This window comes from Photobacterium kasasachensis, from assembly GCF_050336885.1.
Classification (GTDB): domain Bacteria; phylum Pseudomonadota; class Gammaproteobacteria; order Enterobacterales; family Vibrionaceae; genus Photobacterium; species Photobacterium kasasachensis.
Map to the genome: position 1 here is coordinate 1 of NZ_JAKJSH010000008.1, position 13,519 is coordinate 13,519.

General features: G+C 51.0%; 9 protein-coding genes, 1 tRNA gene and 2 rRNA genes. 9 read left to right on the forward strand and 3 right to left on the reverse strand.

The window, feature by feature from the left end; all coding sequences use genetic code 11:
- From L4D19_RS11825 to mepA, 5 genes are all read left to right on the forward strand, one after another.
- Positions 1-136, forward strand: a 23S ribosomal RNA gene (locus tag L4D19_RS11825); the annotation flags it as partial.
- A gap of 115 nt (positions 137-251) precedes the next feature.
- Positions 252-367, forward strand: a 5S ribosomal RNA gene (gene rrf, locus L4D19_RS11830).
- Positions 368-529: 162 nt separating this feature from the next.
- Positions 530-606, forward strand: a tRNA-Asp gene (locus L4D19_RS11835).
- 598 nt (positions 607-1,204) lie between these two features.
- Positions 1,205-2,185, forward strand: a complete 981-nt coding sequence (locus L4D19_RS11840) for a sugar-binding transcriptional regulator (protein WP_075763606.1) — start codon at positions 1,205-1,207, stop codon at positions 2,183-2,185.
- 140 nt (positions 2,186-2,325) lie between these two features.
- Positions 2,326-3,153, forward strand: coding sequence for a penicillin-insensitive murein endopeptidase (gene mepA / locus L4D19_RS11845; protein WP_428452655.1), 828 nt, complete (start codon positions 2,326-2,328; stop codon positions 3,151-3,153).
- A gap of 78 nt (positions 3,154-3,231) precedes the next feature.
- On the opposite strand, the gene L4D19_RS11850 is transcribed toward mepA, so the two are convergent.
- From L4D19_RS11850 to rdgC, 3 genes are all read right to left on the reverse strand, one after another.
- Entirely contained in the window at positions 3,232-3,486 is a 255-nt protein-coding gene (locus L4D19_RS11850) for a YfhL family 4Fe-4S dicluster ferredoxin (RefSeq protein ID WP_075763607.1), read from the reverse strand.
- Positions 3,487-3,491: 5 nt separating this feature from the next.
- The gene (gene trhP, locus L4D19_RS11855; protein ID WP_428452656.1) at positions 3,492-4,886 is read right to left on the reverse strand and encodes a prephenate-dependent tRNA uridine(34) hydroxylase TrhP; all 1,395 of its coding nucleotides are present in this window, start codon (positions 4,884-4,886) and stop codon (positions 3,492-3,494) included.
- A 221-nt stretch (positions 4,887-5,107) separates the two neighbouring features.
- Positions 5,108-6,019, reverse strand: a complete 912-nt coding sequence (gene rdgC / locus L4D19_RS11860; RefSeq protein WP_175577522.1) for a recombination-associated protein RdgC — start codon at positions 6,017-6,019, stop codon at positions 5,108-5,110.
- Between the two features lie 154 nt (positions 6,020-6,173).
- Here rdgC and L4D19_RS11865 point away from each other — a divergent pair, with 154 nt between their 5' ends.
- The 4 genes from L4D19_RS11865 (at position 6,174) to phoR (ending at position 13,474) form a co-directional block, all read left to right on the forward strand.
- Positions 6,174-7,418, forward strand: coding sequence for an exonuclease SbcCD subunit D C-terminal domain-containing protein (locus tag L4D19_RS11865; protein WP_428452657.1), 1,245 nt, complete (start codon positions 6,174-6,176; stop codon positions 7,416-7,418).
- Between the two features lie 21 nt (positions 7,419-7,439).
- A complete protein-coding gene (locus tag L4D19_RS11870; RefSeq protein ID WP_428452658.1) occupies positions 7,440-11,225 on the forward strand; it encodes an AAA family ATPase in 3,786 nt (1,261 codons plus the stop codon).
- A gap of 176 nt (positions 11,226-11,401) precedes the next feature.
- Positions 11,402-12,091, forward strand: coding sequence for a phosphate regulon transcriptional regulator PhoB (gene phoB, locus L4D19_RS11875; protein ID WP_075763612.1), 690 nt, complete (start codon positions 11,402-11,404; stop codon positions 12,089-12,091).
- Positions 12,092-12,169: 78 nt separating this feature from the next.
- On the forward strand, positions 12,170-13,474 hold the full coding sequence (phoR, locus tag L4D19_RS11880) for a phosphate regulon sensor histidine kinase PhoR (RefSeq protein WP_428452659.1): 1,305 nt from the start codon (positions 12,170-12,172) through the stop codon (positions 13,472-13,474).
- The last annotated feature ends 45 nt before the right edge of the window (positions 13,475-13,519 follow it).

Consider the following 13,519-nt stretch of genomic DNA (forward strand, 5'->3'; position numbering starts at 1 on the left):
AGCCCTGAGATGAGTCATCCCTGATACTTTAAGTATCCTGAAGGGTTGTTGGAGACTACGACGTAGATAGGCAGGGTGTGTAAGCGCTGTGAGGCGTTGAGCTAACCTGTACTAATTGCCCGTGAGGCTTAACCATACAACACCCAAGGGGTTTTTACGGACTCCACAGACGCTTGAATGTAGGCGCGAGAACAACTAGTTAACTTTCCAAGATTGTATCTTCCGTCAGCGACGTAAGATAAACGAATTTGCTTGGCGACCATAGCATTATGGACCCACCTGATCCCATGCCGAACTCAGCAGTGAAACGTAATAGCGCCGATGGTAGTGTGGGGTCTCCCCATGTGAGAGTAGGACATCGCCAGGCTTTATTTGCCTATCTTGGTTATTGCTTGCATCTTTTGATACTTGCGATGCTCATGTGCTAACGCACACTGCGCTTCTCAGTTCAAAATCTGCATCGCATAACACAAGATATTCTAAACAAAGCATTTAAGAGTAAGACTTTGTTTGGCACACAGAATAGTGTGGAGCGGTAGTTCAGTTGGTTAGAATACCGGCCTGTCACGCCGGGGGTCGCGGGTTCGAGTCCCGTCCGCTCCGCCACTTATTAAGAAGCCTCGTCGAAAGACGGGGCTTTTTTACATCTGTCGAATATGTTCGCCCTGCGGTCGAATGAGTCCCGCTTGTGCGCAAGCCCGGCCGTTCCGCCACTTATACTAAGCCCAAGCAGAAATGCTTGGGCTTTTTTACGTCTTTAAGATATGTTCGCCCTGCGGGCGAATGAGCCCCGCTTGTGCGCAAGACTCCTAGGCGCCTGCCACTCAAGAATACTCTACGAGATCATTCTAGTTTCCTACCATGCTTTCAATATCTGTTGCCATAGCACTTGGTTTGCATGTCATGTTTGATGGTTAAAAAGTGCTAGCAAGCCTTCAAGACGATATCCCCTATAACGCTGTACAGGTTATAGAGCTTATGGAGCATAATAGGTTAAAAGCTGTACATGATTTTATGTGATATTTATCAATGACTTAAGCTCTTTTATTTTGGCTGGGAAGTTGACGATAAAAAATGATCAGCTTTTAGCTTGCTATGTTACTTAAAGTTGTACGGTAAAAAGCATGTTGCAGCTCGCACCGGGAAAGGGTTCAGGGTAAGATCCCTGTATGGTTAAAGCATGCAGAGCATGAAGGGAAAGGTGATGACAGTAACCACCAATGACAATACACATGTTGATAGCGATCTGCTGACGGAGATTGCCATTGCTTACTATCAGGACGGAGCGACGCAGGAGGAGATCTCGAAAAAGTTCGGGATGTCTCGTGCTAAGGTCGGACGTTTACTGCGAAGGGCCCGTGATGAAGGGGTGGTTGAGATCACCGTTAAGTACCATCCGGTTTTCAGCGAAAAGCTTGAGCAACAGCTGATAGAAAGATTCAACCTGAAGCGTGCTCTGATTGCTTTGGATCAGCCGGACGATGAAACTCAGCGCCAGCAAGTCGCGAGTTTAGTCTCTAGTTATCTAGCTTCAACCCTGACTGATGACATGGTTGTGACGGTGGGGCAGGGCAGAAACATTGCCACGATTGCTAACCATGTTGGGGTTGTACCGCATCGCAAATGTCGTTTTGTGTGTGGGATTGGTGGTACTCACCGCTCGGGAAATGCCATTAATGCCGACCATATCTGTCGTCAACTCGCCAAGAAGTATGATGGCATCAGTGAAACCTTGTATGCGCCAGCGTATGTTGAAGACATCAAGGTAAAAGAAGCTTTCATGAAAAACGGTACGGTTAAGGAAACACTAGACCGTGCCCGCCGGGCGGATGTTGCTTTGGTCGGGGTGGGGGATATGAACGAGAACAGTCATATGGTTAAGCTGGGCTGGTTTACACCACAGGAGATTGTTGAGGCCCGTATTCGCCGGGGCGTTGTCGGCGATATTGCAGGTTATGACTTCTTTGATAGTCAGGGGCAGAAAGCTGACACTATGATGAGTGATCGTGTGATTGGCTTGAGTATGGAAGAGCTGCGCCATATTCCGACGGTCGTCGTTACTGCCGCTGAAAACAGTAAGGCGTTGGCCTTGCTGGGCGCACTGCGTTCCGGGGTTGTGGATGTACTGGCAACCAGTGTAAGTAACGCGCTAACAATTCTGAACCTTGATCAGCAGATGAAGTAATTTCAGAGTAAAACGCTGTTTTGCCAAAGGCTGCATTATTGCAGCCTTTGTTGTTTAGGCGTGGCTGAAAATTGGTTGCTATGCTTTTCTAATGGCATGAGGCTAACTTTTTCCACCTTTTCTAGTTCAAGGGTATCGCGTTGAGAATTGCATGGTTATTGTTGCTGTGGTTGTTGCCACTTCAGTCTGTTGTGGCTAGCCCGTGGGAGAGTATCAGCTCCCCTAGTACGGGTAAGTCGGAATCTATTGGTACCTATAATAACGGTTGCCTGGCAGGTGGTGAGAACTTGCCGTTGCAGGGAGATGGCTATCAGGTCATGCGATCTCATCGCGGGCGTTATTATGGCCATCAGGACATGATTCAGTTTCTTCATGATCTTTCGGAAAAAACACGTCAGCTTGAACTCGGCCAGTTACTGGTGGGTGATATCGCCATGCCACGTGGTGGGCGTTTTTCCTCTGGTCACGCGAGCCATCAAACGGGTCTGGATGCAGATATCTGGCTCAAGCTGAGTGACGGACCTTTATCTGAAGAGCAGCTCATTGATGTTCAGCCGCTGCCAATGGTCCATATCAAGGATTATAAAATTAACCAGAAAAACTGGGGGCAAGAGCAGGCCATGCTGGTGCAACTGGCCGCCGTCGATGAACGGGTTGCGCGAATATTCGTCCATCCTGTTATCAAGGAGCAACTTTGTAAACGAGAATGGACTGATCGAGGCTGGTTGCGAAAAGTGCGCCCCTGGTGGGGACATTACTACCATTTTCATGTCCGGCTACATTGCCCGGATGGTGACACGAACTGTAAGCCGCAAAAAGCGCCACCTGCCGGTGATGGTTGTGGTGCAGAGCTGGCTTCTTGGAAACCTAAACCAGAGTCAGACAAGGCAAAAAAGAAGAAGGTAGCCAAGAAGAAAAAACAGCCACCTAAACCACCTGATCAATGTCTGGCCCTGCTGCGAAAGTAGCTGCTCTGAGATAATTGTTGGTTCTGGAAAACAAAAAAGCGCCGTATGGCGCTTTTTCTATATTGCTTACCTGAGTGATTAAGCAAGACCTTGTAGAGTGACAAACTTTTCGAGTAGTTCGTCATCTGTCTCGACATGCTCCGGATCGGTAATAATGCAATTGGTGATCGGGCAAACTGACTGGCAAGTCGGTTTGTCGTAGTGCCCTTTACATTCAGTGCATCGATCTGGGTCGATCTCGTAGATCTCTGCGCCCATGGTGATCGCCTCGTTAGGGCACTCGGGATCACACATATCGCAGTTAATGCACTTACTGGTAATAAGTAGTGCCATAACGATTACTTACTGTCTTTTGGTGCGTGAGGGTTACGGGTATTCTCACCGGTATTGAGGTTGCGCATTAGCAGACCGTAATCCAGAACCATATCCTGAGGTACCGGGATAAAGACGAAGTGACCGTTGCCTTTCGCATCATCAATCGACTCAGACTTGCGGTTTTCCATCATCTCAAGGTTGAAGATCACGTTGCCTTTCGGTGTCATGACTTCAAGACTGTCACCGACAACGAACTTGTTCTTCACTTCGACTTCGGCCAGATCGCCGCGACGTTTACCGGTGAACTCACCAACAAACTGCTGGGAGTCAGAGATAGAATAACCGTAGTCATAGTTTTGGTAAGTATCATGAGTGTGGCGACGTAGGAAGCCTTCGGTGTAACCACGGTGCGCCAGGCTTTCCAGCGTACCCAACAGGCTCTCGTCAAACTCTTTGCCAGCAACGGCATCGTCGATCGCTTTACGGTACACCTGTGCCGTACGGGCACAGTAGTAGAACGACTTGGTACGGCCTTCGATTTTCAGGGAGTGAACACCCATCTTAGTCAAACGCTCAACGTGCTGCACCGCGCGAAGATCTTTTGAGTTCATGATGTAAGTGCCGTGCTCGTCTTCGAAAGCCGCCATTTTTTCTTCTGGGCGGTGAGCTTCGCTCAGCAATACGACTTCGTCTGTCGGTTTACCCAGACCAAGCGTATTGTCAGGACGCTCATCAACTTCCTGAACCTGTACCGCAGCAGCATCTTGAACTTCAACAATCTGGCCCGCATCGTTTTCGGTCGCTTTTTCGGTTTTGTACTCCCAGCGGCAAGCGTTAGTACAAGTACCCTGGTTCGGGTCACGCTTGTTGATGTAACCAGATAGCAGGCAACGGCCGGAGTAAGCCATGCATAGCGCGCCGTGAACAAAGATTTCAAGCTCAGTTTCCGGGCAATGCTCACGGATTTCTTCGATTTCTTCCAGAGAAAGCTCACGAGACAGAATAACGCGCTCAACACCTTGGGTTGACCAGAATTTTACGGTTGCCCAGTTAACGGCATTAGCCTGTACAGACAGGTGAATTGGCATTTCCGGGAAGTTTTCGCGCACCATCATGATAAGACCTGGGTCTGACATGATCAGGGCATCAGGGCCCATGTCGACGATAGGTTTCAGGTCACGAATGAAGGTTTTAAGCTTAGAGTTATGCGGCTGAATGTTACAGACCACGTAAAGCTTTTTGCCTTGTGCGTGGGCTTCATCGATACCGATTTTCAGGTTTTCGTGGTTGAACTCGTTGTTACGTACACGAAGGCTGTAACGAGGCTGGCCAGCATAGACAGCATCTGCGCCATATGCGAATGCATAACGCATGTTTTTCAGGCTGCCGGCAGGCGATAACAATTCAGGTTTAAACATAGCTCTTATATTCCAGTGTCTGATTCCAAATCAGGCCGTATCAGTAGGGGATACGGATGTGAGGCGGGATTTTACTGTGATCACTACCACAAAGGCAACGAAAACGGATTAAAGAGGCGAGTTTAAAGTGTCGAGAGGCGAGAATGAATATCGAGAAGCGAGTAAGAAGTGGCGAGTTTCGAGAGAATGGCCCTCGGAACTCGCCTATACCATCTCGTTTTTTAATCTTTTGCTTCCAGTCCGCCCAGTACATCGAAAACATTCGGTAGGAAGGCCGAGAATTCACCACACATCAATGATAAATCGGCATCGATACGTGCTGCGACTTCTTCGCGGTCAATATCTTCATTCTGATCTTTAATTTCATCAGAGAATTTCAGGCGCTTGATACCAAGATCCGCTTCCAGGACGAAGTCGATACGATCTTGCCAGTTCAGGGCCAGTTTAGTGACCAGCTTATCGGCTTCGATGTGCGCCAGAATTTCATCACAGCTTAAGTCTTGCTGTTTGCAGCGGATCACGCCACCGTCTTCCAAAATGGCTTTAAGTTCAGCTTCTTCACCCATGGTAAAGCCGTCTGGTGAGGTGTTTGAACGTACCCATTCTGTCATGGTCAGTTCAGCAGGCTTTTCTGGCGTGACAGGGACAACTGGCAGAGAACCAATTGATTTACGTAGTAGGGCCAATAAGTCTTCCGCTTTTTTGTAGCTACCCGCGTCAACGATGATGAAGCCTTCTTTCGGCATGATCAACGCATAGGTTTGCGAGTGACGGCTGAATGCGCGTGGCAGTAAGTCCATCACGATTTCATCTTTGATGGTGTCTTTTTCGCTTTTCTTCAGCTTGCGACCCTGCTCTTGTTCCTGCATTTCAACCTTGGCATTAAGGGATTCCTTGATGACTGATGCAGGCAGCATTTTTTCTTCTTTACGTACGCAGACAAGGATGTTGTCGCCTACTACGTGTGTAAACATATCACCATGCTTACCCAGCGCGTGTACCCAACCAAACTTTTGGACATCTTGGCTACCACAAGGGGTAAAGCGGAACTCTTCCAGTTGTTTTTCAATCTGATCAGGGTTGAGGTCGATCTCTCGGGTAAAACGGTAGGTCAGTATGTTTTTAAACCACATCATGGTAGTTACAAATCCTCGGTTGTGCATTTGGCTGACAATCTTATTGCATTGCACTGTCTTTGTCGCAATTTTTCTATCAGCGATTGGGTGGGGCAAGGTGAAAATTGCGATACAATCAATCCAGTTTTCCTGACTGGCATATACACCAATAATGAAGATCCTCCACACCTCCGACTGGCACCTTGGCCATCAGCTACATGGCTATAGCCGTGACTATGAACATCAGGCTTTTCTGGACTGGCTGGCTGAAACGCTAGAGCAACAGCAGATCGATGCGCTGTTGGTTGCGGGCGATATTTTTGATACCGCAAACCCGCCGGCAAGTGCCTGGCGAATGCTCTATCGCTTTATGGCCCGACTGGCAAAAACTATGCCCCAGCTGAATGTCGTAATGATAGGTGGTAACCATGACTCGCCGAGCAAGCTTGATGCGCCGCATGAGCTGCTGAAAGCGTTTGACTTGCACATGGTGGGTGGGATTCACCGTGGTGAAGACGGTCAGTTGGATCACCAGCGGATGTTGGTGCCGATCAGCAATAAATCGGGAGAGCAGACTGCCTGGGTATTGGCGGTGCCGTTTTTGCGCAGTGCGGATTTGAGGTCGGATGATCTCAGCGAAGAGGATGACCGTCTGATCAAGGGCGTTGAAACCCTGTATGCCGAAATGACCCAGGCCGCCCGGGAGCTGAAAAGTACCAATCAGGCGTTGATAGGAATGGGTCATGCCTTTATGGCTTCCGGCAAGTTATCCGAGATGTCGGAGCGCCGTGTACTGGGGGGAAACCAGCATGCCCTGCCGGCGTCGATTTTTGCCGATGATATTAGCTATGTTGCCCTTGGACATCTGCATTTACCGCAGAAGGTCGCCAAGCAAGAGCATGTTCGCTATAGCGGCTCACCATTGCCTTTGTCGATGTCTGAGCGGGACTACAAGCATCAGGTCGTGGTCGTAGAACTAGATGGCGACCAAGTGGCCGGGATTGAGCCGATCACGATTCCGCGCACAGTGGACATGCTCAAGGTACCGCGTTCTCCGGCACCGCTGGAACAGGTGCTGGAAGAGCTTGAGGCTCTGGAGGTCGATGATCTCCCTCGCGAGCAGCAGCCGTTTCTCGAGGTACATGTCCGTCTTGATAAGCCTCGGGCATTATTGCGCGAAAAAGTGCTCGCCGCACTAGATGGAAAAGCGATTAGGCTGGCCAAAATCACCCCGCACTACCAGCAGCAGGAGCGACAGGATGATCTGCGCCACCGCCGCCTGTCAGATGTTTCGCCGCAGCAGGTGTTTGCCTTGAGCTGGGGGAAAAAGTATGACGGCGAGCCGGATGAAGCGATGGCCGCAGCTTTTGAGAGCCTGCTTGGCCAGCTGGAAGACAGCGAGACGGTAACTGAATAGAGTTGTGGGATAATAATAACGATGAAAATTCTAGCGCTACGCGGCGAGAACCTTGCCAGCTTACAACATAAATTCGAGATAGATTTTGCCCATGGGCGTCTTGGTGACGCCGGGCTATTTGCCATCACCGGCAAGACGGGAGCCGGCAAGTCCACTTTGCTTGATGCCATATGTCTGGCTCTCTTTGATCGCATTCCCCGATTGCAGTCGAACAAGAAAAATGATGCCGAGATTGGCCGTGATGACGATGCCAGCCGCATTAAGGCTAATGATGTCCGCAGTATTCTGTCACGCGGTAAGGCTGAAGGCTTTGCCGAGGTTGATTTCGTCGCCAATGACGGTAGCCACTGGCGCGCACACTGGCATGTTCGCCGTGCCCGGGGCCGTGCCGAGGGGCGGATCCAGGCATCGGAACAGTGGCTGGAAAACCTGGAAACCGGCCAGCGGTTTGCAGGCAAGAAGCAAGAGCTACAAGCGGAAATTGAACGTCTGGTCGGCTTGACCTTTGAGCAGTTCCGTCGTGCTGTGATGCTGCCACAGGGGGAATTTGCCGCGTTCCTAAAAGCCGGTGCCGATGAGCGTGCCGCTTTACTTGAGCGAATGACGGGAGGCGAAGTATATGGTCGACTATCTGTTGCTGCCTATGAGCGGGCAAGAGATGAAAAACAAAAATTGACTCAGTTACAGGAAAAACTGGGTGAGATAGCCGTGTTGTCGGATGAAGACAAGCAACAGCTGATTGCGCAAATCGAACAACAAAAACAGCAGGTGCAGCAGCTAGAGGCACAGCTAAATGAATTCAAGCTGCATCAGCAAACGCTGAAAACAGAAAAAGTGATTGCAGAGCGGGTTGCGGAAGCACAAGTGAAATGGTCACAAGCCAAGCAGCAGGAAGCCGACGCTCACCCTCGCTATGAACAATTAGCATTGATTGAAAAAGTGCAGCCAGCGCACCGTGACTTTTCGTTGCTGCTACAGATGACATCACAGTTGGACAAGCTGGCACAGGCGTTGACTCAGGCCGAGACGGTGTTATCGACTGAGAAACAGCAGTTAGCCAAAGCTGATTTGCAAGCGACAACGGTTCAGGGTTCGTTGAGCCAGATCCGGCAGCAGTGGGAGCAGCTAGAGCCCAAATTAAAAGAGGCAGCGAAGTGGGATCAGCAAGCTGACGGTTTGCGCGCGCAGTTAAGTGAGCACGAAAAAGAGCTACAGCATCGCAATGAGTCTGCTTCGGCTCAGCAGCAGCAACTTCAGCAGATTCAGCAACAACAGCTAATGCATCAGCAGCGTCAGCAACAGCTGTCGATTACTCTTGAACAGAACCAGGCATTCAAAGCGGTAGCAGAGCAATATGCATCGGTAAAAGATAACCTTGAACAGTACCTTTCAGCTCACCGTGAACGCTCAAAACTAAACAAAGAAAAACAACATATTGAAGCTACCCAGCAAGATCATGGGCGCCAACAAGCTGATATCGAAGAACAATTATCAAGCCTGCTAGTCAAGAAGGCTGATTGTGAGGTGCAAAGCCAGCAATTTGACTTGGTTGCGCTTGAGCAATTGCAAACCCAAGGACGTAGCCAGTATGCGGAAACGCAGCAGCGACGGGATGTACTGCGACAGGCCATCTCGGGTACCAAAGAGTGGGTATCATTGCTACAGCAGGCTGACAAGATACATGTAGAGCAGCATGAGCTACAGACGGGGATCAAGCTGGCGGAGCAACGCTTGGCTGTTCTCACGCCTGAGTTGGATACACTGACGATACAGCACCAAGAAGTTGAGCGCACGCTGCAGCAAAGTCGTGCGGTGATGAACCTGGAAGATTACCGTAATGAGCTACAACCGAACGATGCCTGTCCGTTGTGCGGTTCTCATGACCACCCGTATGCCACTGATAACCCTGTTGTTGATGGGTTATTGCAGGTCCAGCAACAGCGTCTTGATGCCTTGGCCAAGCAGCTTCAGGATGGCCAAGCCGAGCGAGGCCATTTGCAACAAGTCGCCCTGAAAGATCAGCAGCGAATTGATGGTATGAAAAATGAACGACAGCGGCTTGATACCCAAGTTGAACACCTTTACCGCCAGTACGAAGCGGTACTGAGTTCACTGGATGTGTCTGATCGCCTGCCTCTGGAAAGTGATGCCGAAACCCTGAACCGGCAGCTCGTGCAATGGCAGCAGGATGTCGAGCAGGCAATGCATGAGTTAACTGCCTTGCAGCAAAGCGGTGAACAGCGTCAGCAACAGATCCTGCAAGGCCGACAGTTACTGACGCAGTTGCAACACCTTCAGCAGCAGGAAGCCGGACTGAAAGAGCAGCAACATGCCTTGGCCAAAAACTCGGCCCAATGGCTGGAGCGGTTGCAGTCATTGGATGACCAAGCCAAGGTACAGCAGGGCATTCTTACGGCGCGTGCGAGTGCTTTAAGCGAGCAATATGGCAGTGAAATATGGCTAGATCAGCTGAAGCAACTTGGCTCAGAGCAGTTTTTCCAGCAGTTGGATATTGAGGTTCGGCAGTTTACGGCAAATCAGCAGGCGCTGGTGGATACTGAGCGGCAGTTAGCTGAGCTGGCACCTCAAATCGCCGAACTGGAAACCACATTGCAAAACGTCCAGAAGCAATGTTCGGAACTCACTGGGAAAGTCGAGCAGCTGAAAGGCGAGGTTCAGCAGATCTGGCTGCGTCGGGTAGCCTTGGTCGGTGAGCAAAATTTACAGCAGTTAGAGCAGCAACAAAAACAGGCTTTGGTTGCCCAGCAAGAGGCTCTGGACGAAGTACATGTGGTCCAGCGTAAATCCGCGGAGGCTAAGGCTGCAGCAGAGGCGGCGCTCGATAGTGTGAGGAAGCAGCAGGTCGATGCTGAAGGTGAACACAAAGTCTTGGTTCAGCGCTGGTTGGATTGGCAGCAAAAGCTTGAGCTGAGTGAACAGCAGCTGACAGATTATCTGAGCAAAGATGAAGCGTGGTTAACACGTGAGCGTGAAGCATTAAAACAGATTGAACAGGCACTGGCATCGGCGCAAACGGTGTTGGCGGAGCGTGAGCTGGCGGTTGTTGAGCATCAGGAACTGGCTGGACTTTCACATCAATGGTTCAATGAACTTGGTGTAGAGGTGTATGGTTCGGCGGAGGGGATGGCACAGCAAGCGCAGTTGGTTGCTGGCTGGAACCAACAAAAAACTGAACTCGATGAACAGTACTACCAGCAACGTCAGCGTTTGGATCAAAGCCTAAGAGCCGAACAGCAGTCGGGTGAGCTAACCCGGCAGTTGGTGACCCAACAGGCGCAAACCGAGCTGTGGCTACAGATGAGCGAGCTCATCGGTTCGGCCACCGGCAATAAATTCCGTACCTTGGCCCAAGGGCTGACTCTGCAGCAGTTGGTGATCCTGGCAAACGAGCATTTGCAGGATCTCGCCCCGCGTTATGCGCTGCAGCCTGTGCCGAGCAGCCCGCTGGCACTGCAGGTGATTGACCATGATATGGGGGATGAGATCCGGAGCGTAGAATCGTTATCGGGCGGTGAAAGCTTCCTGGTATCTCTGGCCCTCGCACTGGCGCTGGCATCACTGGCTGCCGATACCCGCCAACTGGGATCGCTGTTTATTGATGAGGGCTTCGGTACACTGGATCCGGATAGCCTCGAAATGGCGTTGGCCTGCCTTGATGCCCTTCAGGCGGATGGCCGTCAAATTGGGGTGATCTCTCATGTCGGCACCCTGGTTGAACGAATCGGGGTGCAGGTTGCCGTCGAGGCACAGGGGGGCGGCAGAAGCAAGATTGCTATCAGAGGTTAGGCGGAAGATTGATAAGGCACTGATATAGAAAGTGTCGATATGGCACGATAAGAGAGTCGTTGCATTCATAAATGTTAAACACAGGGCGACGCTTTTATCGTGTCGGGTCACAAAAGTGTCATAATAAGAACACATAATGACGCTCGACAGACAACAACGACTAGGTATAGATCACTATGGTAAGACGGATTCTTGTAGTAGAAGACGAAGCACCAATCCGCGAGATGTTGTGTTTCGTTCTCGAACAAAAGGGATATGAGGCCATCGAGGCCGAGGACTATGATACGGCGCTGGAAAAAATCTGTGAACCTTATCCAGAGCTAGTGCTGCTGGACTGGATGTTGCCTGGTGGCTCGGGAATCAACCTGATCAAACACCTTAAGCGTGATGAAATGACACGTCAGATCCCGGTGGTCATGCTAACGGCCCGTGGTGAAGAAGAAGACAAGGTCCGTGGCCTTGAAGTCGGCGCCGATGACTATATCACCAAGCCGTTTTCACCCAAAGAGCTGATGGCTCGCCTGAAGGCCGTCATGCGCCGCGTCTCCCCCACTTCGCTGGATGATGTGATTGATGTACATGGCCTGAAGCTGGATCCGGTTTCTCACCGCGTGACGTCTAACGAAGAGCCGCTGGATATGGGGCCGACTGAGTTTAAGATGCTGCATTTCTTTATGACCCATCAGGAACGTGTCTACAGCCGCGAACAGTTGCTGAACAATGTGTGGGGAACCAATGTGTACGTTGAAGACCGTACAGTCGATGTCCACATTCGTCGTCTGCGAAAAGCCCTTGAAACCGGTGGACACGATAAAATGGTACAGACGGTGCGTGGCGCGGGATACCGGTTCTCCACCCGTCTGTAAGTCGTGGTTAATCAATAAGTACTGAGCTTGAAACATACACGGGAGCGAGCGAAAGCTTCCGTTAAGATGGAGTGGTAGATGGTTGAACGGCTGTCGTGGAAAAAGCTGGTCTGGGAACTGGCGTTTTTCTACTTGCCCTGGGTAGGTTTGGGTCTGGTTTTTGGATACATGCCCTGGTTTTTGCTGGTGGCGACCTGGATCCAGTTGATCTGGCATTTTCATAATCAGCTGAAAATGTCCGACTGGCTGTGGAAAGAGCGTAGCCTGACCCCCCCTTCCGGCTCGGGTAGCTGGGAGCCTTTGTTCAACGGTATTTACCGCCTGCAGCAACGTAACCGTCGCCGTCGTAAAGAGCTGGCAACACTGATCCGCCGCTTCCGCAACGGGGCGGAGTCGCTTCCCGATGCGGTCGTTGTCTTTCGCAGTGAAGGCAATATCGTCTGGTGTAACAAGCTGGCCCAGCACCTGTTGGGGTTCCGCTGGCCGGACGATGCCGGACAGCCTATCAGTAACCTGCTACGCAGTCCGGACTTTGTTCGCTACCTGGCGAAACAGTCTTTTGATACCCCGCTGGAAATCACCTCGCCGCTCAATTATGACCGCACGCTGGAGCTGAGGATCATGCATTACACCGAGGGTGAGTACCTGATGGTGGTGCGGGATGTTTCGCAGGTCAAGCAGCTTGAGGGCATGCGCCGCAACTTCTTCGCCAATGTTTCCCATGAGCTGCGAACACCGATGACGGTGCTGCAGGGTTACCTCGAGATGTCGAAAGATCCGGAAATGTTGGCTGGCCCAATGTGGGATAAGGCGCACGGCGTCATGACAGAGCAACTGCTTCGGATGAACTCGCTTGTCGAGCAGCTATTGACCCTGTCCAAAATCGAGGCGGCGCCGAATATTGAGTTGGAAGAGACCATCGATGTGCCGTCTATGCTTGATATTCTTGAAAAAGAAGCCATCTCCCTGAGCGGGGGCGATGAGCATCTGTTTAGTTTTGATATTGATAAATCATTGAAAGTATTGGGCGATGAAGACCAGCTGCGCAGCGCGATTTCTAATCTTGTCTATAACGCCGTGAAACACACTCCGAAAAATGCCAAAGTATCGGTGCGTTGGTATTTATCCTCTGCCGGACCCCGTCTGGAAGTGACTGATAGCGGTGAGGGTATTGAGCCGCAGCATATTCACCGCCTGACAGAGCGTTTTTACCGGGTGGACAAGGCCCGCTCGCGGGAGACGGGCGGTAGCGGCCTGGGGCTGGCAATTGTCAAACATGCCCTGAGCCATCATGATTCGCAGCTGGAAATTGAAAGTGTTGTCGGTGAAGGCAGTACCTTCTCCTTTACACTTCCGCAAAGGTTAGTGGCAGAAGCGGCCTAGCCCTGCGAGCAAAATGTATTGAAGATAGCGGCCCTCGGGCCGCTT

Coding starts and splice junctions, on each gene's coding strand:
- rdgC (WP_175577522.1), bottom strand. CDS start 6,019: ATGTGGTTTAAAAACATACTGACCTACCGTTTTACCCGAGAGATCGAC.
- phoB (WP_075763612.1), top strand. CDS start 11,402: ATGGTAAGACGGATTCTTGTAGTAGAAGACGAAGCACCAATCCGCGAG.
- phoR (WP_428452659.1), top strand. CDS start 12,170: ATGGTTGAACGGCTGTCGTGGAAAAAGCTGGTCTGGGAACTGGCGTTT.
- trhP (WP_428452656.1), bottom strand. CDS start 4,886: ATGTTTAAACCTGAATTGTTATCGCCTGCCGGCAGCCTGAAAAACATG.
- L4D19_RS11850 (WP_075763607.1), bottom strand. CDS start 3,486: ATGGCACTACTTATTACCAGTAAGTGCATTAACTGCGATATGTGTGAT.
- L4D19_RS11840 (WP_075763606.1), top strand. CDS start 1,205: ATGACAGTAACCACCAATGACAATACACATGTTGATAGCGATCTGCTG.
- L4D19_RS11865 (WP_428452657.1), top strand. CDS start 6,174: ATGAAGATCCTCCACACCTCCGACTGGCACCTTGGCCATCAGCTACAT.
- L4D19_RS11870 (WP_428452658.1), top strand. CDS start 7,440: ATGAAAATTCTAGCGCTACGCGGCGAGAACCTTGCCAGCTTACAACAT.